The 26,605-nt window shown below is 52.2% G+C and carries 20 protein-coding genes and 1 other RNA gene; 8 read left to right on the top strand and 13 right to left on the bottom strand.

Going from position 1 to position 26,605, the window contains the following annotated elements:
• Positions 1-13: 13 nt before the first annotated feature.
• Complete coding sequence (locus tag DBZ16_RS10840) at positions 14-1,465, bottom strand: TIGR00341 family protein (RefSeq protein WP_107814002.1); 1,452 nt, start codon at positions 1,463-1,465, stop codon at positions 14-16.
• A 728-nt stretch (positions 1,466-2,193) separates the two neighbouring features.
• Here DBZ16_RS10840 and DBZ16_RS15150 point away from each other — a divergent pair.
• A complete protein-coding gene (locus DBZ16_RS15150; RefSeq protein WP_159070326.1) occupies positions 2,194-2,427 on the top strand; it encodes a hypothetical protein in 234 nt (77 codons plus the stop codon).
• Positions 2,428-2,783: 356 nt separating this feature from the next.
• Here the strand turns inward: DBZ16_RS15150 and DBZ16_RS10850 are convergent, their stop codons facing one another.
• Positions 2,784-3,599: an alpha/beta hydrolase gene (locus DBZ16_RS10850; RefSeq protein WP_107814003.1), complete on the bottom strand. Its 816-nt coding sequence runs from the start codon at positions 3,597-3,599 to the stop codon at positions 2,784-2,786.
• 381 nt (positions 3,600-3,980) lie between these two features.
• A complete protein-coding gene (locus DBZ16_RS10855) occupies positions 3,981-6,089 on the bottom strand; it encodes a TonB-dependent siderophore receptor (RefSeq protein WP_107814004.1) in 2,109 nt (702 codons plus the stop codon).
• A 476-nt stretch (positions 6,090-6,565) separates the two neighbouring features.
• Between DBZ16_RS10855 and adhE the strand changes: the two genes are divergently transcribed.
• The 3 genes from adhE to DBZ16_RS10870 all read left to right on the top strand — a co-directional run bounded on the left by adhE (position 6,566) and on the right by DBZ16_RS10870 (position 10,514).
• Positions 6,566-9,181 (top strand): bifunctional acetaldehyde-CoA/alcohol dehydrogenase, encoded by a 2,616-nt coding sequence (gene adhE, locus DBZ16_RS10860; RefSeq protein WP_107814005.1) that lies wholly within the window; start codon positions 6,566-6,568, stop codon positions 9,179-9,181.
• 361 nt (positions 9,182-9,542) lie between these two features.
• Complete coding sequence (locus DBZ16_RS10865; protein ID WP_070497845.1) at positions 9,543-10,073, top strand: outer membrane protein assembly factor BamE; 531 nt, start codon at positions 9,543-9,545, stop codon at positions 10,071-10,073.
• Between the two features lie 9 nt (positions 10,074-10,082).
• Complete coding sequence (locus DBZ16_RS10870; RefSeq protein ID WP_070497847.1) at positions 10,083-10,514, top strand: L,D-transpeptidase; 432 nt, start codon at positions 10,083-10,085, stop codon at positions 10,512-10,514.
• Positions 10,515-11,865: 1,351 nt separating this feature from the next.
• Here the strand turns inward: DBZ16_RS10870 and DBZ16_RS10890 are convergent.
• A complete protein-coding gene (locus DBZ16_RS10890) occupies positions 11,866-13,641 on the bottom strand; it encodes an extracellular solute-binding protein (protein WP_107814006.1) in 1,776 nt (591 codons plus the stop codon).
• 94 nt (positions 13,642-13,735) lie between these two features.
• Positions 13,736-14,968, bottom strand: a complete 1,233-nt coding sequence (locus tag DBZ16_RS10895; protein WP_107814007.1) for a YihY family inner membrane protein — start codon at positions 14,966-14,968, stop codon at positions 13,736-13,738.
• Between the two features lie 134 nt (positions 14,969-15,102).
• Here DBZ16_RS10895 and wrbA point away from each other — a divergent pair, with 134 nt between their 5' ends.
• Positions 15,103-15,705, top strand: a complete 603-nt coding sequence (wrbA, locus tag DBZ16_RS10900) for an NAD(P)H:quinone oxidoreductase (RefSeq protein WP_107814008.1) — start codon at positions 15,103-15,105, stop codon at positions 15,703-15,705.
• Positions 15,706-15,818: 113 nt separating this feature from the next.
• Here the strand turns inward: wrbA and DBZ16_RS10905 are convergent, their stop codons facing one another.
• The 6 genes from DBZ16_RS10905 to rnpB form a co-directional block, all read right to left on the bottom strand.
• A complete protein-coding gene (locus DBZ16_RS10905) occupies positions 15,819-16,352 on the bottom strand; it encodes a hypothetical protein (protein ID WP_107814009.1) in 534 nt (177 codons plus the stop codon).
• 88 nt (positions 16,353-16,440) lie between these two features.
• Positions 16,441-16,725, bottom strand: a complete 285-nt coding sequence (locus DBZ16_RS10910; RefSeq protein ID WP_346426867.1) for a DUF4189 domain-containing protein — start codon at positions 16,723-16,725, stop codon at positions 16,441-16,443.
• 169 nt (positions 16,726-16,894) lie between these two features.
• A complete protein-coding gene (locus DBZ16_RS10915) occupies positions 16,895-17,179 on the bottom strand; it encodes a hypothetical protein (RefSeq protein ID WP_107814010.1) in 285 nt (94 codons plus the stop codon).
• Positions 17,180-17,500: 321 nt separating this feature from the next.
• Positions 17,501-18,028 (bottom strand): DUF4189 domain-containing protein, encoded by a 528-nt coding sequence (locus DBZ16_RS10920; RefSeq protein WP_107814011.1) that lies wholly within the window; start codon positions 18,026-18,028, stop codon positions 17,501-17,503.
• Between the two features lie 80 nt (positions 18,029-18,108).
• Positions 18,109-20,163: a methionine--tRNA ligase gene (metG, locus tag DBZ16_RS10925; protein WP_107814012.1), complete on the bottom strand. Its 2,055-nt coding sequence runs from the start codon at positions 20,161-20,163 to the stop codon at positions 18,109-18,111.
• Between the two features lie 261 nt (positions 20,164-20,424).
• An RNA gene (gene rnpB, locus DBZ16_RS10930) (RNase P RNA component class A) lies at positions 20,425-20,786 on the bottom strand.
• A 217-nt stretch (positions 20,787-21,003) separates the two neighbouring features.
• Between rnpB and DBZ16_RS16420 the strand changes: the two genes are divergently transcribed.
• The 3 genes from DBZ16_RS16420 (at position 21,004) to DBZ16_RS10950 (ending at position 24,429) form a co-directional block, all read left to right on the top strand.
• The gene (locus DBZ16_RS16420) at positions 21,004-23,187 is read left to right on the top strand and encodes a transferrin-binding protein-like solute binding protein (RefSeq protein ID WP_240600358.1); all 2,184 of its coding nucleotides are present in this window, start codon (positions 21,004-21,006) and stop codon (positions 23,185-23,187) included.
• Positions 23,188-23,321: 134 nt separating this feature from the next.
• Complete coding sequence (locus DBZ16_RS10945; protein ID WP_029609485.1) at positions 23,322-23,549, top strand: exodeoxyribonuclease VII small subunit; 228 nt, start codon at positions 23,322-23,324, stop codon at positions 23,547-23,549.
• The gene (locus DBZ16_RS10950) at positions 23,533-24,429 is read left to right on the top strand and encodes a polyprenyl synthetase family protein (RefSeq protein ID WP_107814013.1); all 897 of its coding nucleotides are present in this window, start codon (positions 23,533-23,535) and stop codon (positions 24,427-24,429) included. Before DBZ16_RS10945 ends, DBZ16_RS10950 begins: the two co-directional genes overlap by 17 nt.
• 373 nt (positions 24,430-24,802) lie before the next feature.
• On the opposite strand, the gene mnmE is transcribed toward DBZ16_RS10950, so the two are convergent.
• A complete protein-coding gene (gene mnmE, locus DBZ16_RS10955) occupies positions 24,803-26,173 on the bottom strand; it encodes a tRNA uridine-5-carboxymethylaminomethyl(34) synthesis GTPase MnmE (protein ID WP_107814014.1) in 1,371 nt (456 codons plus the stop codon).
• A gap of 129 nt (positions 26,174-26,302) precedes the next feature.
• Complete coding sequence (locus DBZ16_RS10960) at positions 26,303-26,578, bottom strand: hypothetical protein (protein ID WP_039410460.1); 276 nt, start codon at positions 26,576-26,578, stop codon at positions 26,303-26,305.
• Positions 26,579-26,605 lie beyond the last annotated feature (27 nt).

Raw genomic sequence — 26,605 nt, forward strand, 5'->3', positions numbered from 1 at the left:
TTTGTGAAACGGGTTATATATCTGAAGCTTGAGTGTTCACAAACATGCGCACGACCTTACCCTCATAACGCTGGTTCAACCACGCCTGTAAGCGTTCGCGATCTTTGGCAGGCAAAGGCTCCTTAAATTCGAGCGAGACAACGACAATATCGTCATGTTCGCCTGTTTCCGATTTGGTATTTTTGCTGCTTTCAGGCTGCTCGGAAACAGGCTCTGTTTGCGCTTTCTCCCAAACCAAGCCGCGTCCGACAACGATTTTTTCTGCTTCGGGATATTGGGCTTTTATTTCCTTAAGTACCGCAGCATCGTCAGCACCGGCGGTATCGGCAGTTTTGCCCGCAAGCACGGTATCGATGTATGCTTGCTGCTCTTTCAGTTCGTTTTGCAACTGCACCGAGTTGTTTCGGCTTGCCAGCAATTCTTCGATTTTGGCACCGCTTCCACCCGCATAAACCACGTTCACCTTCGGCGTTTTCACACCTGACGCTTCAAGGCTTTTCACCAGCAAGGCGGAAATTTTCTCGGCATTGCCCGTTCCATTGACAATCAGACCGACCGTATTTTCTCTATGATTCAACATCTTACGCAGCACGAAAAAACCTTCCTGTTGCTGCGCAGTGGCAATGGCGGCATTGGCTTTGGTGTTGAAGATCTCCTGACGCACCAGTCCTGATGCCATATAGCCGCTCGGAATCATCACAGCCAACACGACAACAGTAATCATGATGCTTTGCAACCGGCGTTTGGATTCCGTTACCAACCCCCTGCGCGGCAGCTTGAGCAGCTTGGAAACCAACAAGGTCGAAAAAGCGATGAACACGCAGTTGATGGCAAAGAGATAAAAAGCGCCGAAAAAATATTGCCAGTTGCCATGTGCCAGTCCGTAGCCCGCAGTACACAGGGGCGGCATCAATGCAGTCGCAATCGCCACACCCGGTATGGCATTGCCTCCCTCTTTTCGGGTCAGCGCCACAATACCCGCACTACCGCCGAAGAAGGCAATCAACACATCCCAAAGGGTCGGCTGAGTACGCGCCAAAAGCTCGCTTTGCGCCTCTTTAAGCGGGGTTAATAGAAAATACAGTGTAGCAGTAACCAAACTGATGGCGACGAATACCATAATATTACGCACCGCTTGGCGGATCAGCGCAGTATCGCCGACCGCCAAACCATAACCCATACCTACAATCGGCCCCATCAACGGGGAAATCAACATCGCTCCGATCACTACCGCCGTGCTGTTTACATTCAGACCGATACTCGCCACAGCAATGGCAAACATCAATACCCACATATTGGTTCCAGACACCCGAGTATTGGCACGGATGACGGAATCGATTTTGTCAGGATGAGCTTGGTCGTGTGCAAGATTGAACACATCTTGCAACTTGGTCATGGCACCATTGTCTTCTTTTTCCTGATTTTCTTGTATTTCCTGATTTTTACTTTCTTCCTGATCTTGCATGTGCGTATCCTAAAGTTTTAATATAGTGGATTAACTTTAAACCAGTACGGCGTTACCTCGCCTTGCCGTACTATCTGTACTGTCTGCGGCTTCGTCGCCTTGTCCTGATTTAAATTTAATCCACTATAGTTTATTTTAAATATTTAATTCATAAAGAATTTTTGAATAATGAAATAATGCCTTGCCATTACGGCTAAATCTGGCAGGCACAATTCCCGCAATATATTAGCATACGTACGCAAACTTCCTCCCCCGAACGGGGGAGGGGACAAGTTGCCTTGCGGCAACGCGTAGCGTGGGCTTTGCCCACGAAATGAAAGTCAAAATGGATGCCCATTCGGCTGTTGTCTGATTTTGATTATTGGATGATAGATTTCGTGGGCAAAGCCCACGCTACCTGAGCTATCTCAAGTTTGTTTTGATTGAATAAAAGGTCGTCTGAAAATGAGCGTGAACGAGTTTCTCTAAAACCCGAATCTCAAAGTTTTCAGACGACCTCGTTTTTGCCTGCAAACCCGCCCCCTCTCCCGTCTGGCGGGAGAGGGCTGGGGAGAGGGTGGCTCTGAGGGTTGTACGAATTTGATTTGACCTAACCCACAAAGCCACCCCCATCCTAGCTTTCCCCGCCAGACGGGAGAAGGGACAAGTTGCCGTTGCAGCAACGTGTAGCGTGGGCTTCGCCCACGAAATGAAAGCAGGTTCAATTGTTGTCTGATTTGGATTATCGGATGATGGATTTCGTGGGCAAAGCCCACGCTACAAACTTGGGTTACTCCAAACCTGCATTGAGATTGAATAAAAGGTCGTCTGAAAATGAGTGTGAACGAGTTTCTCTAAAACTCAAATCCCAAAGTTTTCAGACGACCTCGTTTTTATCTGCAAACCCGCCCCCTCTCCTGTCTGGCGGGAGAGGGCTGGGGAGAGGGTGGCTCTACGGGCTGTACGAATTTGATTTTATCTAAACCCACAAAACCACCCCCATCCTAACCTTCCCCCGCCAAACGGGGGAAGGGACAAAGCTGCCGTCGCAGCAACGCGTGGCGTGGGCTTTGCCAACGATGTAAGACGGCAAATACAACTAACAATCCGTAGCGTGGGTTCTACCCACGAAATAAATGCAAATTTGACTGTTGCCGGATTCCGGTTCTTAGACAATAGGTTCGTGGGCATAGCCCACGCTACCAAATTCGCTTATCCCAAGTTAATTGAATAAAACCCTTATAGATTCAAGAAAAAGGTCGTCTGAAAATCCCAAATCTCCACCACTCAAGCCGTATTCCTGTTTGTTGGGTATACAGCTTGCCGTTTCCCCGCAGGTTTATTTCTTCTGCCAAGCTTGGCGGAGGTATTCGATGTGGTCGGGGAGAGCGTAGAAGGGGGTGTTGCCGTGGTTGGCGTTGGGGTAGAGGGTAAATTGTGCGTCTGCGCCGAGGTGTTGGAGGGTGCCGGCAAGCAGTTTGGCTTGGGCGACCATTTCCCTGCCGATTTGTTCGGGGCGGTTGCTGCGGCCTTCGTATTCGCCGACGCTGATGCGGACGGCGGTATCGGCGGGAAGGGCGGACGGTAGGAAGTCGAGGACGCGGCGGTTGTGCCACCAGACGGAGGGGGAGGCGAGCAGGTTGTGTTTGAAGCGGTCGGGGGCGGTGAAGAGGGAATAGAGTCCGAACAATGCGCCGAAGGAGTGTCCGAACAGGGCTTGTTCTTTGGGGTTGACGGGGTATTTGGCGGCAAGGGTCGGGGCGAGTTCGTGGTCGAGGAAGGCGGCGAAGCGGTCTGCTTGCCCGTATTGGCGGCGGTCTGCTTCGGTGGCGGTTTCGGGCAGGGGCGGGGTGTAGTCGAGGGCGCGTTGGGTCAGGTCGCGGACTTCGCCGTTGGGGTAGCCGATGCTGACGATGAGGCAGGCGGCGCGGCTTCGGGTCATGGGGTTGATGAGCAGGGATTGCGCCATGCTGAGGGCGGCGGGAAAGAAGGCGTCGCCGTCGAGGATATGGAGGACGGGATAGCCTTGCGGGGGCGGGTCGCCGACGGCGGCGGTTTGGATGCGGTAGCTGCGGCCGGTGTGCTCGGAGCGGATGTGGGTTTCTTCGGCTTGCAGCAGGCGGGCGGCTTGCCAGTGTGCGGTGCGTGAGGTCATGGCGGGGTTGTCGGTTGTGTTGGTGGGGTGTGTTGTGTGTGTTATCGGAGTGGCGGATATTTCAGACGACCTTTGGGCTATATCTGCTGTTTTTTCTATAGTGGATTAACTTTAAACCATTACGGCGTTGCCTCGCCTTAGCTCAAAGAGAACGATTCTCTAAGGTGCTGAAGCACCAAGTGAATCGATTCCGTACTATCTGTACTGTCTGCGGCTTCGTCGCCTTGTCCTGATTTAAATTTAATCCACTATATTTGAATACATGGGACATAAATGATAAAACCGGACAGGTGGTGTGCCCTGCCTGTCCGGTCTGTTTCCGTAATGTGTTGGTCTTCTGGTTTTTGGCGGTGATTTGTTTTCCTTTTGCTTTTCCCGTTTTTAGAAGTCGTAGCGGAGGTTTGCCATCAGGCTGCGCTCCGAGCCGGGAATGTTGAAGGTGTTTGCGCTGCCGACGCGGGCGTAGTAGTGGCGGTTGAAGATGTTGTCGGCGTTGATTTGCAGCTTCAGTTTGGGCGTGAAGCGGTATGCCGCCATGGCGTCGAATGTGGCGTAGCCGCCTGTACGCAGCCCTGCTGCCGAGGAGATGCTGCTCATCGCGTTCACGCCGCCGCCGAGGGTCAGCTTGGGCGTAACTTCATAAGTCGTCCACAGGTTTGCGCTGTGTTTGGGCATCAGCAGGAAGATGCCGTCGTCGCGCGAGTTGGCGGCGGTTTTGATTTGGCTGTGCAGATAGCTGTAACCTGCGTGGATTTGCCATTTCGGTGTAATCGCGCCGCTGATTTCGGTCTCAACGCCTTCCATCACGCGTTTGCCCAAGGCGGCGTAACGGGTGTTGCGGTTGTTCGGGTTCAGCGGTGCGGCGGCGTTTTTGTCTTTCAGGCGGTAGAGGGAGACGCGGGTGTTGAGGCGGTCGTCCATGTAGCTGCCTTTGTAGCCGACTTCAAACTGGTTGCCTTCGCGCGGTTTGAGCAGGTTGCCGTCGGTGCCGAGGCTGGTTTGCGGCGTGTAGAGTTGGGAGAAGCTGGCGTAGAGGCTGTTGTTGTCGTTCAAGTCGTAAACTGCGCCTGCGTAGCCGGTGAACTTGGTTTTGCTGGCTTTGTGCAACTCGTCGCCTTCGCCCGCTTCGATTTCGTAGTGTCCCAAACGCCAGCCGCCAATGAGCGACAGCCTGTCGACCGGATGGAAGACGGATTTGCCGTAAACACCGAATTCGTCAAGGTTTTCGGTAGCGACGGTATGGCTGTAACCGCGCGCGCCGGCACGGGCGTTCTGCATCAGGTTGACATAGGGAACGGAGTGGAAATCGCCCAAGGCAACATTGCGCGCAACGGCTGCACGGCCTTGCTCGTTGGTGCTGCGCAAACGGTTGTAGTCCGCGCCGACGACGAGTTCGTTTGCGGTGTTGCCCAAGGCAAACGGACGGCTGTAGCTTGCGTCAACCGCGAAGGCTTTTTGTTTGATTTCCGTGCCTAAGCCGACGACGTCCGCCTTATTGTCCGCAGAAAGTTTTTTGGCGGCGAAGGTGTAGTTGGAGTCGGCATCGCGGTCGGAATAGCGCATACCGATTTTGCCGTAGCCGCCGTCGTCAAAATAATGTTTCAAATCGGCGAACACGTCATGGCTGTTCATTTTAAATTTGTTCCAATCCGCGCCGACGAAAGTGTGGTTGGGCAGAGACAGCAAATTGCCGCTGCTGCCGACGGGCAGACCGTTGTACGGCGCGAGGTGGCGTTGTTGGTAGAGATAGCCTACGCCCAAAGTCGTGTCGGGGTTGATGTCCCAATCCGCCGCCGTGTAGAAGGTTTCGTGGTGGTTGTTTTTCTCCGCCGGACGAGGAGACGCACCTGAAGTTTGCGCCATCACACGGGCGCGCACGCTGCCGTCGGCGTTCAGAGGACCTGAAACGTCGGCTTCGGCTTTATATTGTTTGTGCGTACCGAACCCTGCCGCCGCATGGCCTTGGAACTCTTTGGTCGGGCGTTTGCGCACCAAATTCACAATGCCGCCCATCTCGCCACTGCTGTCAAACAAGCCGCTCGGGCCGCGCATCACTTCGACGCGGTCGAAGGCGAACAGGTTGGGCAATGTACCATTGATACTCTGCATCTGCGCGGGCAGGCCGTCGATGTTGTATTCGCTGTATTCGTAGCCGCGCGCGTAAACCGAAGAGCGGCCGTCGTCATTACTCAACACGCGCAGACCCGGCGTTTTGCGCGCCAATTGGTCAAAGGTATCAACGTTGCGGTCTTTTACCTGCTGGTTGGTAATGATGCTGACGGATTGCGGAATCTCGCGCAAAGAAGCGGGAATTTTTGTGCCGACAGTGGCGGCAAACGAGCTGTAATCGCCGTTTTTCTCGGTGGCAATCGCGTTATACGAACGCTGTCCTTTCACATGGACGGTATCCAGCTCGACCGTTTCGGCGGCAAATACAGTGGAAGATAAAGCGGCCACAACGGCGGCAGCGGTCAGATTGGGTCGGAACATCAATTTCTCCGTTCATTGTACAAATGAGAATGGTTGTATTTTATAAGTTTAATATCTGAAATTGTAGAAAAAAACTATCGTTTTCCCGACAATCTCTTGTGAATATGCGACAAGGTCGTCTGAAAACTTTAATTTGGTTTTCAGACGACCTTGTCCGTTTTGCCTGCAAATTTTGTTTGAAAGGTTGATTTGTAATTTCGATACAAAATTCAAAAAATTTCATTTTCATATGAATTGCAGCGGGTAAAACAATAGCGATATGGCAAAAGGGGAAGACTCGGCGGCCTCTTTTATCAAACTCGTTAAAATGATTTTATTTCAATGTATTAAAAACAGAAAAATCCTGAAAGGGGTCGCCTGAAAACAGCATGCATGGTTTGTGATGTAAGTCAAAGAGAAATGTAACAAAATTACTTATAGTAATCGTAGTGAAAATTTATCGTCTTTATTGCCACCTTATATCAAGGAGATACACCATGAACGCATCAGCCGACAATGTCGTCAGCCCCGCCGTCGCCGAGGTCAACAGTTTGGTTGAAAAGGGTTTGCGCTCGTTGGACGAGTTTCGCAAGCTGAATCAGGAGCAGATTGATTATATCGTTGCCAAAGCCTCCATTGCCGCGCTGGACAAACATGGTGTGCTCGCCATGCACGCGGTCGAAGAAACGGGACGCGGTGTATTTGAAGATAAGGCGACCAAAAACCTGTTTGCCTGCGAAAACGTCGTGCGCCGCCTGCGCGATTTGAAAACCGTGGGCGTCATCAGCGAAGACGATGTAACCGGCATTACCGAAATCGCCGATCCGGTCGGGGTCGTCTGCGGTATCGTGCCGACCACCAATCCGACTTCCACCACCATTTTCAAATCCCTGATTGCGCTGAAAACCCGCAATCCGATTATTTTCTCGTTCCACCCTTCCGCCCAGCAGTGTTCCGCCCACGCCGCCCAAATTGTGCGCGATGCCGCGATTGCCGCCGGCGCGCCGGAAAACTGTATCCAGTGGATTGAAAAACCGTCTATGGAAGGCACTTCCGCGCTGATGAAGCATCCGGGCGTGGCGACGATTTTGGCGACCGGCGGCAATGCGATGGTGGAAGCCGCTTATTCCTGCGGTAAACCCGCGCTCGGCGTCGGGGCGGGCAACGTGCCTGCCTATGTCGAAAAAACGGCAAACATCCAACAGGCGGCACACGACATCGTGATGTCCAAAGCGTTCGATAACGGCATGATTTGCGCCAGCGAACAAGCCGTCATCGCCGACAAAGAGATTTATAAAGAGCTGGTCGAAGAGTTCAAATCCTACGGCGTGTACTTCGCCAACAAAAAAGAAAAAGCCATGCTCGAAGACTTCATCTTCGGCGTCACGGCAAACTGCGCCAACTGCGGCGGCGCGAAACTCAATTCCGCCGTTGTGGGCAAACCGGCGGCGTGGATTGCCGAACAGGCCGGGTTTAAAGTCCCCGAAAAAACCAACATCATCATCGCCGAATGCCGCGAAGTCGGCCCCAACGAGCCGCTGACCCGCGAAAAACTCTCGCCCGTACTGGCAATGCTCAAAGCAGATTCCACCGAACAAGGCTTGCAGTTTGCCGAACAAATGGTCGCCTTCGACGGCTTGGGACACTCCGCCGCCATCCATACCGCCGACCATGAATTGGCAAAAACCTTCGGTACCCGCGTCAAAGCCCTGCGCGTGATTTGGAACTCGCCCTCCACCTTCGGCGGCATCGGCGACGTTTACAACGCCTTCCTGCCGTCCCTGACCTTGGGCTGCGGCTCTTACGGCAAAAACTCCGTCGGCGGCAACGTCAGCGCAGTCAACCTGTTAAACATCAAAAAAGTAGGCCGTCGGAGAAACAACATGCAATGGTTCAAAGTACCCGCCAAAATCTATTTCGAGCGCGATTCCATCCAATACCTGCAAGACATGAAAGACTGCGAAAGAGTCATGATTGTGACCGACCGTTCGATGGTCGATTTGGGCTTCGTCGATAAAGTGACCCACCAGCTCCACCAACGCAAAAACAAAGTAACCATCCAGCTTTTCACCGATGTCGAAGCCGATCCGAGCGTCCAAACCGTCTATAAAGGCACGGATTTGATGCGCAGCTTCCAGCCCGACACCATCATCGCGCTGGGCGGCGGCTCGCCGATGGACGCGGCAAAAGCCATGTGGCTCTTCTACGAACAGCCCCAAGTCGATTTTGAAGACCTCGTCCAAAAATTCATGGACATCCGCAAACGCGCCTTCCGCTTCCCCGAGTTGGGCCGCAAAGCCAAATTCATCGGCATCCCCACCACATCGGGCACCGGCTCCGAAGTCACGCCGTTTACCGTCATCAGCGACGGCGACAAAAAATACCCCATTGCCGACTACTCGCTAACCCCGACCATCGCCATCGTCGATCCCGCGTTTACCATGACCGTCCCCGCCGGCGTAACCGCCGACACCGGTCTGGACGTACTGACCCACGCCGTAGAAGCATACGTTTCCGTGCTCGCCAACGACTTTACCGACGGCCTCGCCCTGCAAGCCATCAAGCTCGTGTTCCAATACCTCGAACGCTCCTACAAACACGGCGCGTCCGACCCCGAAGCGCGCGAACACATGCACAACGCCTCCACCATCGCAGGCATGGCGTTCTCCAACGCATTCCTCGGCATCAACCACTCGATGGCGCATAAAATCGGCGGCAAATACCACGTTCCGCACGGCCGCGCCAACGCCATCCTGCTGCCGCACGTCATCCGCTACAACGGCACGCGTCCGCAGAAAACCGCCACCTGGCCGAAGTACAACTACTACAAAGCCGACCTGAAATATCAGGAAATCGCCCGTACCTTAGGCCTGCCGTGCGCCACCCCGGCCGAAGGCGTAGAATCCTTCGCCCGCGCCTGTCACGAACTGGCGGTCAACGTCGGCATCAAAATGTCGTTCAAAGAACAAGGCATCGACGAAAAAACCTTCATCGACGGCCGCAAAGAACTGGCAATACTGTCCTTTGAAGACCAATGCACCCCCGCCAACCCGCGTCTGGCATTGGTTGCCGACATGGAGGAAATCCTGACCAAAGCATATTACGGCGAATAAAGTTCGCGAAACACAATAAGGCGTAAGGAAAAGGTCGTCTGAAAAACCAGAAATACGGTTTTCAGACGACCTTTTTGAAAAGATTGGCATAAAACTTGCATGAAATTCAAGCGAGAAATTTACGTTTCATCAAAGATGTGATTAAACATCAAAAGAAACAACCAGTAACGCGATTTTACCCGTGCCAAACACACGCTTGCCTGAAGACGATATATCATCGCTTCCATTTATGTCCGTATGAAATTGTTACAAAGTGACAATAAATGTCATCAGAATGAAAACGGCGGCGCACGGATAACATCGAATCTTGACCATGCAACGGCTGTCTGACCAAAACTGCCGCCACCAAAAAGGATTAACCATGAAAACGTCCCGCATTGCCAAAACCGCCCTTTACCTCGCCGCCGCAGCCGTATTGTCAGCCTGTGCCGGCAAAAGCCACGTTAAAGCCGACGGAACGACGGACAACCCCGTCTTTCCGAAACCCTACTCCGTAACCTTCAACAAAAACCAAGGCACATTCCCGACCGCCGATGAACTCGAACAGATGAAACCGGGTCTGAGCAAAGACGACATTTACAAAATCCTCGGCCGTCCGCACTACGATGAAGGTATGTTCGGCGTGCGCGAATGGAACTACCTCTTCCACTTCCGCACCCCCGGCGTTCCCGCCAACCCTCACATCGGCTCTGACGTAGAAGGCATTACCACTTGCCAATACAAAGTCTTGTTTGACAAACACAAATACGCACGAAGCTTCCATTGGAAAGCCGTCTTCCCAGAAGATGCCGTCTGCCCGCCCGTACAAGAAGTTGCCCCACAACCCGCGCCCGAACCTCAAATCATCATCCGTGAGGTTGCGCCTGAAACACCCCACCGAATCCGCAGATAATAGGAAACCATGTTTAAAAGAATCATCCTCGGCGTATCGCTGCTGGCAGGGCTGAACAGCTTTGCAGCAGCCGATGCCGCCAAAGAATACATGCAACGCAAAAAAGTCATCGTCAACACCGCCAAAGCCGAGCTGTGCTTTGCCGACGATGGTCAGTGCCACCCCGTACTCATCGGTAAAACCACGCCCAAAGGCAAATTTGACATGCAGTTGATGAAGACTTCCAAACCCGGCTACGGCGGCGAAGTCATCGGCTTCAAGCAGGAAAAAGACTTCCTCTTCGCCCTGCACCGCGTTTGGACGCTCAAGCCTTCCGAACACCGCATGCAACGCATCGCCTCCGATGTCGTCTCCGACCGCGTCATGACCAACGGCTGCATCAACGTCACCGACAAAGTGTACGACAAGCTGCGCAATTACTTCGTTTTGGAAGTGATTTGACGGACTGTTCTACATAGCATGGATGCAAAAGGTCGTCTGAAAACCCTAGATTTGGGTTTTCAGATGACCTTTTTATTCAATCCAAGCGGGTTTTATTCAATTAATATTTGGGATAACTGAAGTAGCGTGGGCTTCGCCCGCGAAATCCGCTATCCAACAATCAAAATCAGACAACAGTCACATAGGCATTCATCTTGATATTTATATCGTGGGCAAAGCCCACGCTACTCGTTGCTGTAACGGAAACTTTGTCCCTTCCCCCGTCTGGCGGGGGAAGGTTAGGATGGGGGTGGCTTTGTGGCTTTAGGTAAAATCAAATTCGTGCCAACCGTAGAGCCACCCTCTCCCCAGCCCTCTCCCGCCGGACGGGAGAGGGAGCAGATTGCAGGCAAAAATAAGGTCGTCTGAAAACTTTGAGATTTGAGTTTTAGAGAAACTCGTCCCCCCATTTTCAGACGACCTCGTTTATTCAATCCATACAACTTAGGTAGCGTGGGCTTTGCCCACGAAATCCATTATCCGACAATCAAAATCAAACAACAGCCGAATGGGCATCCATTTCGGCTTTCATCTCGTGAGCAAAGCCCACGCTACTCGTTGCTGTAACGGAAACTTTGTCCCTTCCCCCGTCTGGCGGGGGAAGGTTAGGATGGGGGTGGCTTTGTGGCTTTAGGTAAAATCAAATTCGTGCCAACCGTAGAGCCACCCTCTCCCCAGCCCTCTCCCGCCGGACGGGAGAGGGAGCAGATTGCAGGCAAAAATAAGGTCGTCTGAAAACTTTGAGATTTGAGTTTTAGAGAAACTCGTCCCCCCATTTTCAGACGACCTCGTTTATTCAATCCATACAACTTAGGTAGCGTGGGCTTTGCCCACGAAATCCATTATCCGACAATCAAAATCAAACAACAGCCGAATGGGCATCCATTTCGGCTTTCATCTCGTGAGCAAAGCCCACGCTACTCGTTGCAGCAACGACAACTTGTCCCTTCCCCCGTCCGGCGAGGGAAGGTTAGGATGGGGGTGGCTTTGTGGGTTTAGGTCAAATTAAATTCGTATAGCCCACAGAACCACCCTCTCCCCAGCCCTCTCCCGCCAGACGGGAGAGGGGGCGGGTTGCAGGTAAAAATAGGGTCGTCTGAAAACTTTGGGATTTGGGGTTTAGAGAAATTCGTTCTACCCCCGTTTTCAGATGACCTCGTTTATTCAATCAAAACAGGTTTGGGATAACCGAAGTAGCTTGGGCTTCGTCCACGAAACCTACCACCTAACAATCCAAATCAGATAATAGTCGAATGGACTTTCATTTCGGCATTCATTTCGCGGGCAAAGCCCACGCTACGGATTGCCCCTCCTATTTCCACCACCCGCTACTCAGCGGGAACGTTATCGGGTCGTAATACTTCGGCAGTTGTTGCGGGATGCCGAGGTTGTTGCGGTAAACAACGCGGTAGCGGTCGGCGTACCAGGCGGGGACGATGATGTATTGGTGGCGGATGGTGCGGTCTAGTGCTTGGGCGGTGGTTTTCAGCTCTTCGCGGTTGGTAAAGCTGCCGAAATGTTTGAGCAGCTTTTCGAATTCGGGGCGGCACACGCCGGCGAGGTTTTGGCTGCCGGGGATTTTGGCGGCTTCGCAGCTGAAATAATCATATTGTTCGTTGCCCGGGCTTTCGCTGTTGGAATAGGCGGTAATGGTCATGTCGAAGTCGAAATCGTTGAGACGCCTTTGGTATAAGGCGGGGTCGGTAACGCGGATGTTCATGGTGACGCCGATTTTGGCGAGGTCGCGCTGCCATTTGGCGGTAATGCGTTCGTAGGTTTTGGAGGCGGTCAGGAACTCGAAGGTCAGGGGTTTGCCTCGGCTGTCGGTCAGTTTGCCGTTTTTGTAGCGGTAACCTGCTTTTTCAAAGAGGGCGCGGGCTTTGAGCAGGTTGGGGCGTATGCCTGTCTTCGGGTCGGTTTGAGGCGGCTCGGGGACGGGTTGGTTCAGGACGGCGGGATCGAGAGTGTTGCCGAGGGACTGGAGCAGTTTCAGTTCCGCACCTTGCGGTTTGCCTGTCGCCGCCATCTCGCTGTTGGTGAAGAAGCTGTTGCTGCGGCGGTATGCGCCGTAAAAAATACGCGCGTTGACGCTTTCAAAGTCGAAGCTCTCGACCATCGCCTGCCGCACGAGGATGTTGTTGAACGGGACGCGGCGCATATTCATAACGAAGCCCTGCATACCGGCGTCGCTTTTCTGCACCCATTCGTGCTTGCCCATGCCGCGTTTGGCGAGCATTTCGTCGGAATAGCCCCGCGCCCAGTTTCGGGCGATGTTTTCATAAACGAAGTCGTATTGTCCGGCTTTGAGTCCTTCGAGGCGGACGCTGTTGTCTTTGAAATATTTGAAGCGGACGGTGTCGAAGTTATATCTGCCTTTGCGGGTCGGGAGGTTTTGCGCCCAGTAGTTTTTGTCGCGCGCGTATTCGCTCATGCGCCCGATGTCTGCTTTGACGAAGCGGTAGGGACCGGAGCCGATGGGCATTTTGTTTGCACCTTTTTCCAGCCCTTCGGGATAGCTTTTATGAGAAAAGACAGGCAGTTGACCTAATGCCATGTGTAATTCGGCGTTGCGCTGTTTGAAGCGGAAAACGACTGTCCTGTCGTCGGGCGTTTCGACTTTGGCAACGTCGCTCCAGTATATGCGGTAGAAGGGATTGGCGGCTTTGTCTTGGGTAAGCAGGCGGAAGGAGGCGGCTACGTCTTTGGCAAGCACGGGATCGCCGTTGTGGAATTTGGCTTTCGGGTTGAGCTTGAATGTTGCCGACAATCCGTCTTCGGCAAGTGAGAAGTCTTCCGCCAGCAGTCCGTACATGGAGAAAGGTTCGTCCCAGCTGTTGTCTGTAAGCCTGTCCACGGTCAGCGTAAGAACGCCGGCTTCTTTGTCGCCTTTGAGGGTAAACGGGTTGAACGTATCAAAGCCGCCCTGCATCGGTAGGGAAAACACGCCGCCTTTGGGCGCGTCGGGATTGACGTATTCGTAGGCGCGAAAGTCGGCGGGATATTTCGGCTCCTGCCCCAAACCCAAACCGTATGCGGCAAAAGCGGTGGCAGAGGAGAAGGAAAGTAGCAGCAGGACGAGCGTTTTCATGAGATTCCAAACCGAACAGGACGATGAAGCCCGATTATAGCAAAAGGTAGTCTGAAAACCGTTTTCAGACGACCTTTTGTGTGTTTCAAAATCCTCAAGAAGACTGCTGCCGGTTTTTCGCCTGCGCGTCAAACTCCGCCAGCGTCATGTTCAAAGTCTGCAAACACGGCGTCATCACCGCATCGACGGCTTGGTTCACATGGTCCCTTCCCAAAGGCGACGGACGGTAAACAAAGAGCTTGAAGAGTTCGTTCAACTCAATCGAATCCGCCCCCGTTTTCAACACCCAGCCCTGACGGCCGTTGTAGATATAGCCGTGCCGCGCCAGCTTTTCCAGAAGCTCGCCCAATTCATCGTAGCCCATATTGATATGTCGTCTGAACTCCTGAACAGGCAAGGCTTTACCCTCTTTTTGCGCCGCATCCAAAAGCAGCAGGATTTTCAACACATCATCAAACCGCCCTCGCGCATCGAATCCCCTGCGGAACGCATCGCCCTGCCAATAAGACAGTGACGAAGTCAGCACCGCGCCGCCCAACACCAGCGTCCACAGCAAATTCAGCCACACCAAGAAAAACGGTACGGCGGCAAAAGCCCCGTAAATCGAGCGATAGCCGTCGAAATTGCCCATATACCAAGCAAACAGGAAACGCGCCGTCTCCAAGCAAAACGCCGTGACCAAAGCCCCGATAAACGCATGACGCGCAGGCACGAAGCGGTTGGGCACAAAACGGTACAGCCCCCACAGCAAAAGCGTGGCAAAAAACAGCGTACCCAAGGTTTGCAGTAACCCCACCGCCCATTGCGGCGCAAACGAAGCCAGCGCAGAATCCTGCACCGACCCGACCATAAAAGAAATCCCCACACCCAAAGACAGCGGTCCAAAAGTCAGCAACGCCCAATACACCAAAAACTGCATCATCCAAGGCCGCTGCGAATTGACCCGCCAAATCCGGTTAAACGTATTGTCAATCGTCCGAATCAGCATCAGCGACGTCACCACCAGCATCACACTACCGATCGCCGTCAACTTTCCCGCCTGATTGCGGAACGCATTGATATAATCAAACACCATGTCCGCACCCTGCGGCACAATAGTCTGATTGACGAACGCAACAAAAGAATCCGACCAACGGTCGAACACAGGGAAAATCGAAGCGACCGCCACCATCACCGTCAATACCGGCACCAAAGCCAGAAGCGTCGTAAACGTCATACTTGCCGCAGCCTGCGGCACACGCTCCTCATCGAAACGCCGGACCACAAACCACGCAAAAGCAAACGCCTTACTGTCCGACAAACCTTGCCACCATTTCAAAAACGGCATAATCTTTCCCGAAAAAATAACCAATTAAAAATAAAAAACAGAAAACGCCGCAGCGCACTCTACGTCGTCTGAAAACACAGCTTCAACAGCCAAACACCGATTTTCAACCAACCCCATTGTAACGGAATACCCAAATGAACCCAAATCCCCTCAAAATCCTCGTCCTCTACTACTCCCAAAACGGCAGCACCCTCAACCTCGCCCGCCAAATCGCACGCGGCATCGAAAGCGTCGCAGGCTGCGAAGCCGTATTGCGCACCGTACCCAAAGTCTCCACCGTCTGCGAAGCCGTCGAAAAAGACATCCCCGACAGCGGTGCACCCTACGCCACCGCCGAAGACCTCAAAACCTGCGCCGCCCTCGCCCTAGGCAGCCCCACCCGCTTCGGCAACATGGCAGCCGCCATGAAATACTTCATCGACGGCACCATCCCCCAATGGCTCGGCGCAGAACTCGCCGGCAAACCCGCCACCGTCTTCACCAGCACCTCCTCCCAACACGGCGGACAAGAAACCACCCTCCTCACTATGATGCTCCCCCTCCTGCACCACGGCATGATCATCAGCGGCATCCCCTACACCGAATCCGCCCTCAGCAACACCCAAAGCGGCGGCACCCCCTACGGCGCGTCCCACGTCGCCGGACACGACAGCAAACCCGTCCTGACCGCCGAAGAAAACGACATCGCCTTCGCACAAGGCAAACGGCTGGCAGAACTCGCCGTCAAGTTGGCATAAAGCGGATAACTTAGCAAACCAATCCGCCACAAACTAAAAGGTCGTCTGAAAACCTGATTTCCAAGTTTTCAGACGACCTCGTCCATGCTTATCGGCTTTTCCCCGTTTACAGCCTATCTGCCATCTTTCTGACGGATAAAGGCATCGGCTTTGGCGCGGCGTTCGGTTTCTTCAGCAACGGTTTTACGCAGCAATTCATCAACAGGGATACCTCGGCGCGGCGCTTCTTCTTCCACATACTGTTTTATCTTACTGTCCATGTACGCCTCTACTTGGCGGCGCAAACGGTCGCGTTCTTCGCGGCTTTCTGCGCAAAGGCGCTTCAACTCCTTATCTTCAAGATAGTAAAAGCTTTGTTTTTTGAATTCCTCCTCCAGTTTCGGATATTGTCGGCACTGATCGACTTTCGGATGGTTAAACAACAAAACCATAGACAAAAGGTCGAAATATTCGGCGGTCTCTTTATTGTCCCGATAACAAAGCGAACCGTTCGCCAAAGTATTGGTATCTTTAAACAATTGCCCGCACTCGGCGGCAAGCTTTTTATTTGCCGCAGCATCGGATGATGACGCACCGGTTTGGTTTTGCGCGGCGGCAGAAACGGGCAAACCGGCGAGCAGCAAAGAAAATACAAAGGCTTTTTTCATACAGGGTACTTTCAAAAAAACAGATGGGAAAATGATAAAGATTTCAGATACCGAGGTCGTCTGAAAACTTTCAGACGACCTTTGCCCGTCAATATTTCGGCATCGAGCAGGCTTCAGAAACAACAATTTTGCATTGTGCAGCCCCTGCAGCCTGACATTTTCTTAATGCCGCCGGCTCTGCCAGACCGGGAGAAGCTTCTGTCTCAAAAAAAGACTTCCATTTACTGCCGGCTTTTCCTTGAGCAACAGCGATACAGCCGTTTCTCACCCAAGCTTCTACTTTACACGGCGCATTGCGCCCGCCCTGTTCGCAGGTTTTGATGGCTTCTTTTTCCACTGCCGCACGCGAATCCATATACGGATACCTATACATGCAGTATAGAGAGTAATCTAGCGAGGAGTGCCCATATTACCCCGCTCATAGGTAATCAATCCCAAGCAGTAGGTATAGCTCTATTTGATTAATATAATCCCCGGTAAAGAGAAATCTGAATAGGCAAATGAAAGATACTTTTTTACCAAATGATTTTGGATCTCTAAAATTAGTGTTCACTCAAATATTTTTTAACTTCCTCTTTTGTCTCTACAGTACATGGAAATTGATCAAAAATATTAGCATCACAATATAATAGGAATTGTTTCAATTGCTCTTTAGGTACATCTTGTATATCACGATCCCCAATAGGATCATAGTATAGGCTCTGAAATGACCACGGTTTTTTTAAAAATAATATATAATTATTATCAAATTCTCCTATCCTATAAACAATCCCGATAAACAAATACAATAAAATAAAAATAAAAGTAAAAAATAGCATTTTATTCATAAAATTTCCTTATCTGTTTATTTAAATTTATCTGGTTTTTTAATCTAAATTCTTTTCTTAACTCAACTGTTTTCTCCATAGCAACACTACTTGGATATGTCCGAATATCGTCAGATAAAGCAAATTCTTTATGCCCTCCTAACTCACTGATTAAAAGAATTCTTCAGGCATTGAATTAAAACTTTTAGAGCAGATAATTGTGCATCAGGTATCTCTTTCCTATAAACAAAATCAAATTGATCAGTCCGTGACTTAAATCTTTAAAAGAAAGGCTAGCTTCTCCTCGTTTTGAAAAGTCTCCTAATAAGAGAATGCCTATTTTTATTGCGGCATCGAGCAGCCTTCAGGGGCAAAAATGGTGCATTGCGAATAACCGGAAGCCTGACATTTCCTTAGAGCTTCCTCTTCTGCAAGACCAGGTTTTTTTATTCCAGTAAAGGCTTTCCATTTATTCCCTAATTTTCCTTGTGCGACGGCGATACAACCATTCCTAACAGAAGCTCCTATTTTGCAAGGTGCATTGCGACCGTCTTTTTCGCAAACTTTTATGGCTTCTTTTTCCGCAGCCTCACGCGAATTCATATTGAGTGCGCCGCCTGCAATACCCGTTTTAAGGTTCACCGCCCATGCGCCGTATTTGGACGGGACGTTGATGTTGATAACTTTGGTATTGTTTTGGGCGGAACCGCCGTTGGACGATTGGGGCGAGCCGACATTGTATAAAATCTGCCGTCCCGAACTATCAATAATGCGACAGGTTCCCGTGGCGGGCTGGTACTCTCCGCCGCAGCTGTGGGCATAGACATTAAAATTTGCCAGACCAAAAAAGATAAAAAGCAGTTTTTTCATCAGTTTTCCTTGGTTTTAAGATACAAAAAAAGCTGTCCGAACATCTTGTATGATGGTTTCAGACAGCTTTTTTCAGCGTTTTAGCCCACTTTATCCCCGGGCTGCGCGCCTGCATCCACATCCAAGAGCCTCAGTTTGCCCTCGGCGGTGGCGGCGGAAAGGATCATGCCTTCGGATACGCCGAATTTTGCCATTTTGCGCGGGGCGAAGTTGGCGACGGCGATGACCATGCGGCCGTTCAATTCGGCGGGGTTGGGATAAGACGCGGCGATGCCGGAGAAGATGATGCGTTTTTCAAAACCGAAATCGAGGTCGAATTTTAAGAGTTTGGTGCTGCCTTCGACGGCTTCGCAGTTCAATACTTTGGCGACGCGCATGTCGATTTTCATGAAGTCGTCGAAGCTCGCTTGTTCGGCGACTTTTTCGTATTTGCTGTCTTCAACAGGCGCAGGGGTCGTCTGAATGCTTTGTTTGTTGGCTTCGATTAAATCGTCCACTTGTTTTTGCTCCACTCGTTGCATTAAATGTTCGTATTTGTTGATGGCGTGTTCGCCTAGGGTTTCACGCGTGTTCGCCCAGGTAATCGCGTCCAAATTGAGGAAACGCGCGGCGTTGGCGGCAGTTTGCGGCAATACGGGGGCGAGGTAGGCGGTCAGCATGGTGAAGGCGTTGATGAGTTCGCTGCATACTTCGTGCAGGCATTCGTCTTGACCTTCTTGTTTGGCGAGCTCCCACGGCTTGTTGGCATCGACGTATTCGTTCACGGCGTCTGCCAATGCCATGATGTCGCGCAGGGCGCGGGCGTATTCGCGGTTTTCGTATTGCTCGGCAATGTTGTCGCTTTCGGCGGCGAGTTTTGCCAGCAATGCGCTGCCTGAAACGTCTTTCAGACGACCTTCAAAGCGTTTGGCGATGAAACCTGACGCGCGGGCGGCGATGTTGACGTATTTGCCGACGAGGTCGCTGTTGACGCGCGAGATAAAGTCTTGCAGGTTCAAATCGATGTCTTCGATTTTGCTGTTGAGTTTGGCGGCGATGTAGTAGCGCATCCACTCAGGGTTCAGACCTTGTTCCAGATAGGATTTGGCGGTGATGAAGGTGCCGCGCGATTTGGACATTTTTTGCCCGTCCACGGTTAAAAAGCCGTGTGCGTACACGCCGGTCGGGGCGCGGTGGCCGGAGAAATGCAGCATGGCGGGCCAGAACAGGGCGTGGAAATAGAGGATGTCTTTGCCGATGAAGTGGTACATCTCGGTTTGGCTGTCGGCTTTGAAGTATTCGTCGAAATCGATGCCGATGCGGTCACACAGGTTTTTAAACGACGCCATGTAACCGACGGGCGCGTCTAGCCAGACGTAGAAGTATTTGCCCGGCGCGTCGGGGATTTCGAAACCGAAATACGGCGCGTCGCGGGAAATGTCCCAGTCGGATAGGGTGGTTTCTTCGCCTTCGCCCAGCCATTCTTTCATTTTGTTGAGGGCTTCGGGTTGAAGATGGGGCTTGCCGTCGTGCGGGTTGTTGCCGGAAGTCCATGCTTTGAGGAAGTCGGCGCATTCGCCCAGTTTGAAGAAGAAGTGTTCGGATTCGCGCAATTCGGGTTTGGCACCGGAAACGGCGGAATACGGGTTGATCAGTTCGGTCGGGGAATAGGTCGTGCCGCAGACCTCGCAGTTGTCGCCGTATTGGTCTTGGGCGTGGCATTTGGGGCATTCGCCTTTGACGAAGCGGTCGGGCAGGAACATTTGTTTTTCGGGGTCGAAAAGCTGCTCGATGACGCGGCTCTCAATCTTGCCGTTGGCTTTCAGCGCGCGGTAAATTTGTTCGGAAAACTGTTTGTTTTCAGGGGAATGGGTGCTGTAATAATTGTCGTAGCCGATGCCGAAACCGGTAAAGTCGGCGAGGTGCTCTTCGCGCACTTTGGCAATCATGTCTTCGGGCGCGATGCCTTGTTTTTGCGCGGCCAGCATCACGGGCGTGCCGTGGGTGTCATCGGCGCAGCAGTAGTAGCATTCGTGGCCGCGCAGTTTTTGAAAGCGCACCCAAACGTCGGTTTGGATGTGTTCGACCATGTGGCCGAGGTGGATGCTGCCGTTGGCATAGGGCAGCGCGGAGGTAACGAGGATTTTGCGTGTCATGGTTTATGCTTGGGAAAACAATGGATAAAGATGTTGGGAATTATACCGTAAATCGTGCGGGCGAGACGGGGGAAAGGTCGTCTGAAAAGGGGATTCCGTGAAGCGGGAACAGGATGGGCAAAACGGGTTATAGTGGCTTAACTTTAAACCAGTACTGCGTTGCCTCGCCTTGTCCTGATTTAGTTAATCCACTATATCTATGGCAAAAGGTCGTCTGAAACACAAAAATCGGTTTTCAGACGACCTTTTCGATAATCGGGACATACAGGCCGGACGGTAAGCCGGGTTCTGTCTCGGACAGTCATTCCTCTAGGCACACCATTACTGATGCGCTCCAGCAACCTACCCGAACGCTCGGCGAGCAGCGTCAATGCGTTCTGTTTGGTCTTGCTCCGGATGGGGTTTAGCCTGCTGCGCCTTGTTACCAAGTGCACGGTGCGCTCTTACCGCACCTTTTCACCCTTACCCGTGCCGCCCGAAGGCGGCCGTCGGCGGTATTGCTTTCTGTTCCACTTTCCGTCGCGTTTCCGCGCCCGGCCGTTAGCCGGCATCCTGCTCTGCGGAGCCCGGACTTTCCTCCCCGTATGCCTTACGCGATACGCGGCGACTGTCTGTCCGACCTGTATGAAACGCGGATTATAACACAAGCAAATCACAACCGTTTGACCATCAAAAAAACCGCCTATCTAAAAATTTACCCATTTCGCAACATAAAAATTCAAATAAAATAAACTATTTATAAACAAAAAGTACCGTTCGTCAAATAAATGAATGACATGTTATAAAAAAGCCCATAAAATGAATATCACATAACTATTTTAAATATAAAAGTACATTACGATGAAAAACTATCCACATATCCTGTCTTACCTTGCCCTATCCCTACTTGCCGCCTGCGGAGGCGGTGGAGGAGGCGGTTCGCCGTCAACCGCCTCAAGCGATACCAACCAACCCAAAATAGAATGCAACGCCGAATGCCAAGCGGGACGTAAAGCCGCTGAAGAAGCTAAGGCTGAAACAGAGCGTAAAGCAGCCGAAGAAGCCGAGAAAGCCAAAGCGGAAGCAGAACGCAAAACGGCTGAGGAAGCTGAAAAAGCTAAAGTAGAAGCAGATCGTAAAGCCGTTGAAGAGGCTGAAAAAGCTAAGGCTAAAGCTGAAGCAGAGCGCAAAACTGCGGAAGAAGCTGAAAAAGCTAGAGTGGAAGCTGAGCGCAAAGCCGCTGAAGAGGCTGTAAAAGCCAAAGCAGAAGCTGAAAAAGCTAAAGCTGAAGCCGAACGTAAGGCTGCTGAAGAAGCCGAAAAAGCTAGAGTAGAAGCAGAACGCAAAGCCGCTGAAGAAGCTGAAAAAGCCAAAGCTGAGGCAGAACGTAAGGCTGCTGAAGAGGCTGAGAAAACTAAAGTCGAAGCAGAACGTAAGGCTGCTGAAAAAGCTAAAGCAGAAGCTGAACGTAAAGCGGCTGAGGAAGCTGAAAAAGCTAAAGTCGAAGCAGAACGAAAAGCCGCTGAAGAAGCCGCCAAAGCTAAGGCTGAAGCAGAACGTAAAGCTGCGAAAGAGGCTGAGAAAGCCAAAGCTGAAGCCGAACGTAAAGCTGCTGAGGAAGCTGAAAAAGCCAAGGCCGAAGTGGAACGCAAAGCCGCTGAAGAAGCCGCCAAAGCCAAAGCTGAAACAGAACGCAAAGCTGCGGAAGAGGCTGAGAAAGCCAAAGTAGAAGCAGAACGCAAAGCGGCTGAAGAGGCCGAAAAAGCTAAAGCCGAAGCAGAACGCAAAGCCGCTGAAGAAGCTGAAAAAGCCAAAGCCGAAGCAGAACGCAAAGCTGCCGAAGAGGCTGAAAAAGCCAGAGTAGAAGCCGAACGTAAAGCTGCTGAGAAAGCTGAAGCAGAACGCAAAGCTGCCGAAGAAGCCGCCAAAGCTAAGGCAGAAGAAGAACGCAAAGCTGCGGAAGAAGCTGCCAAAGTTAAAGCAGAAGCAGAGCGCAAAGCTGCCGAAGAAGCTGAAAAAGCTAAAGCAGAAGCGGAACGTAAAGCTGCTGAGGAAGCTGAGAAAGCTAAAGCCGAAGCCGAACGCAAAGCTGCGGAAGAAGCCGCCAAAACTAAAGCAGAAGCAGAGCGCAAAGCTGCTGAAGAGGCTGAGAAAGCCAAAGCCGAAGCAGAACGCAAAGCTGCCGAAGAGGCTGAAAAAGCCAGAGTAGAAGCCGAACGTAAAGCTGCTGAAGAAGCTGAAAAAGCTAAAGCCGAAGCAGAGCGCAAAGCTGCTGAGAAAGCTGAAAAAGCTAAAGCTGAAGCAGAACGCAAAGCTGCTGAGGAAGCTGAAAAAGCTAAAGCCGAAGCAGAACGCAAAGCCGCTGAAGAAGCTGAGAAAGCCAAAGCTGAGGCAGAACCTAAAGCCGCCGAAGAAGTTACTGCAACCCAACAAATTGACGGCTATTACAGCAAAATTTCCCAATCAGGAATGACGGGTGACGATATTTCCCATACCGGCGACATTAATGTTCTTGAATTGGATGGACAAAAAATCCCGCTGGTGCCCGTATCTCGACAAAGAGATGAAGCATTCGCCAACGTGGACAACAAATCTGTCCTGGTTGCCGCCACTCATCTGAAATACGGTCGCTACGGATTTTATGGCTTGAGAAATGAAGACGGTAATCTCCATACATCGTATACGTTCTACCAAGGTATCATCACTCCGGAAGCAGCGATGCCTCAAGAGGGTCAGGCTTTTTACCGTGGTTATGCGCTTTATAGCGATGTCGAACAAAACAATACTTTCGGCAACTCCATTTTCATGGTGGACTTCGGTCTCAAATCCCTCTCCGGTGCGGTTTATTCCGAAAATGGTGAATTTGATGAAGTGAAGCTGGAAGGTCAAATCGCTGGCAACCGCTTCTTCCATGTGGATGAGAAGGAACAAAAAATCATGTCGGGTATGTTCCTCGGCGCTCAAGCAGAAGAGCTTACCGGTCGATTCGATCATCTTCTGGAATCTAAAAACGGTACGTTCGGCGCCGCCATGCTGAAAAACTGATTTTTACCGCATCATCAGCTCAAAAGGTCGTCTGAAAACTTGGAAATCAGGTTTTCAGACGACCTTTTTCCGTTCCCGTCCAAGAAACAGCCCATAAAATGCTACAATACCGCTTTGATTTTTTTGCCCGCATCATCATGAAAAAAGCCCCCAAATCCTTTGAAGAAGCCCTCGCCCGCCTCGAAACCCTAACCCAGTCCATGCAAAGCAGCGAAATGCCGCTGGAAGACGCTCTGGCAGCCTATCAGGAAGGCAACGAGCTGGTCAGATACTGCCAAACCAAGCTGGCGGAAGTCGAACAAAAGTTGCAAGTATTGGACGCGGGCGAACTGAAGGAGCTGAACCTTGAACCCGGCGAATGAATTGAAAGCATGGCAGCAAAAAGCCCAAGCGCAGACCGAATTGCTGCTGGAGCGTTTCCTACCGTCTGAAAACCAAGTGCCGCACACGCTGCACGAAGCCATGCGTTACGTTACCCTCGGCGGCGGCAAACGGCTGCGCCCGCTCTTGGTGCTCGCCGCGTCCGAATTGGGCGATGCCGACCAAAACGCCGTCGAACAAGCCATGGCGGCGATCGAAATGGTACACGTCTATTCCTTGGTTCACGACGACATGCCCGCCATGGACAACGACAGCCTGCGGCGCGGCAAACCGACCTGCCATGTGAAATATGACGAAGCCACCGCCCTCTTAGTCGGCGACGCGCTGCAAACCCAAGCCTTCGACGTATTGAGCCGTCCGACCGGACTGCCTGCTGAACGCCAAATCGCCATGTTGTCCACGCTCGCCAAAGCATCCGGCAGCCTCGGCATGGCGGGAGGACAAGCCATCGACCTTGCCAACGTCGGCAAAGCCATGAACCAGGCGCAGTTGGAACAGATGCACAGCCTCAAAACCGGCGCCCTCATCCGCGCCGCCGCCGTCCTAGGCGCGCTTGCCTGCCCCGATTTGGATTCAGACGACGTCCGCACTTTGGACAACTACGCCGCCAAACTCGGCTTGGCGTTCCAAGTTATCGACGACGTGTTGGACTGCGAAGCCGACACCGCCACCCTGGGCAAAACCGCCGGCAAAGACAGCGACAACGACAAACCCACCTACGTCAAACTGATGGGTCTGCAAGCCGCCCGCGCCTACGCCGAAACCCTGACCGCCGAAGCCGCAGCCCTGCTCGAACCCTTCGGCGAAAAAGCCCTGCACTTGAGGCTCTTGGCGGAATTTGTTACCGCGCGGAAAAATTAAACGCTTTAAATCGTTTGTTTTTAAAGCTACTGAGACATCAAAGGTCGTCTGAAAATTGGGTAAACCGATTTTTCAGACGACCTTTTTGTATGGGGACAACGTTCAATGAATCATGCTTTATTTAGTGGAATAAACTGGGATTAAAATGTGGATAAGTTGTGTGCAAACAGTGGATTGTATAGAGCGTTTTAACCGCCCTTCTGCGCCCACAAGCATCCGTCTTTAAAATCGAAATTTGTCGCTGAGATTCCCATAAAAGGGTTGGGAATAAAGAAAAATGCCACGCCACAAATTGAAAGATTCAAATAAAAAGGTCGTCTGAAACCTGATTTTGGGTTTCAGACGACCTTTCGTGTATGGATAAGGTTTAATCTTATTTGCCGATGCAGAAGCGCGAGAAAATCACGCCCAGCAAATCGTCGGCGGTAAATTCGCCGGTGATTTCGCTGCACGCGTTTTGGGCGAGGCGCAGGTGTTCGGCGAAAAGCTCGATTTGGTTGTTGTCGCAGAGGGCGGCGTTTTCCAGCTCGGCTTCGGCTTCGTGCAAGGCGTTGAGGTGGCGGCTGCGGGCGAGGAACAGGCTTTCGCTTTCGCTTTCGCCCTGCCAACCGACTTCCTGCAACAGCGCGTGTTTGAGCAAATCGAGACCCGCGCCGGTTTTGGCGGACAGGCTGATAACGGTGTCCGCGCCGGTTTGCGCGAGGTCGTCTGAACGGACGGCGACGGGTTCGCCGGTTAGGTCGGCTTTGTTGTGGATTTCGATTTTTTTCAAACCTTCGGGCAGGTTGTTCAAAATGGCTTGGGTTTTGGCGTTCACGCCTTCGCGCGGATCGATGAGAATCAGGGCGACATCGGCTTCGGTGACGGCTTTGCGGCTGCGTTCGATGCCGATTTGTTCGACCACGTCGTCGGTTTCGCGCAGGCCGGCGGTGTCGATGATGTGGACGGGCACGCCGTCGAGGGTGATTTGTTCGCGCACGGTGTCGCGGGTGGTGCCGGCGATGTCGGTTACGATGGCGATGTCGTCGCCCGCCAAGGCGTTGAGCAGGCTGGATTTGCCGACGTTGGGCGCGCCGACGAGGACGACGTTCATGCCTTCGCGCAAAATTGCGCCTTGTTCTGCGCTGGCGAGGACGGTTTTCAGACGACCTTGCAGGGCTTGGAGCTTGCCGCGCGCGTCGGCGGCTTCGAGAAAGTCGATGTCTTCTTCGGGGAAGTCGAGCGTGGCTTCGACCAACATCCGCAGGGTAATAAGGTCGTCCACCAGCTCGTGTATGTGTTGGGAAAACGCGCCTTTGAGCGAACGCAACGCCATTCGTGCGGCGGATTTGCTTGAGGCGTCGATGAGGTCGGCGACGCTTTCGGCTTGGGCAAGGTCAAGTTTGTTGTTGAGGAAGGCGCGTTTGGTAAATTCGCCCGGCTCCGCCATGCGCGCGCCCAGTTCGAGGCAGCGCGAAAGCAGCATGTCCATTACCACAGGACCGCCGTGTCCCTGCAATTCAATCACGTCTTCTCCGGTAAAGCTGGCAGGGGCGGCGAAGTAGAGCAGGATACCGTTGTCTATCGGCTGTCCGTCGCTGCCGAAAAAGTCGGTGTAAAGCGCGGTGCGCGGTTTGGGCGTTTTGCCGCCACTGAGAGTTTGCGCCAAGGGCAGCAGGTTTTTGCCGGAAAGACGGATCACGCCGACGCCGCCACGTCCGGGGGCGGTGGCGATGGCGGCGATGGTGGGTTGGGATGCGGACATGGTTGGCTCGTATCGGGAATTTAATGGACGGTATTATATAGTGATTTCACTATGATAAAGGTCGTCTGAAAACCTTGATTTTGGTTTTCAGACGACCTTTTTGTCTTTTTCTTCAATGAGCCGGAAGGATTAACGTTTTTTCTTGGCGTTTTTCTTTTCGGCGGTGGCAAGGCGCATGGCGACGAATTCGACCATCAGCTCTTTTTTCGTCCAGAAGAAGTTTTTCATTTTTTCCAGAGAATAGATTTTGCGCACCATCATGGGCAGACCGGCATGGATGATGGCGGCGACTTCGCCGTTGCGGGTTTCGTCCGCCATGGCGGTTTTGAGGTCGGTCTGGTTGGCGGCGAGGTAGTCGCCGAGTTGTTTTTGAACGCTGGTGCTGATTTCAAATTGCTTAATCATGTTTTCTTTCCGTTTTGTGTTTGTTCC

It is taken from the genome of Neisseria sicca, assembly GCF_003044565.1.
Classification (GTDB): domain Bacteria; phylum Pseudomonadota; class Gammaproteobacteria; order Burkholderiales; family Neisseriaceae; genus Neisseria; species Neisseria sicca_A.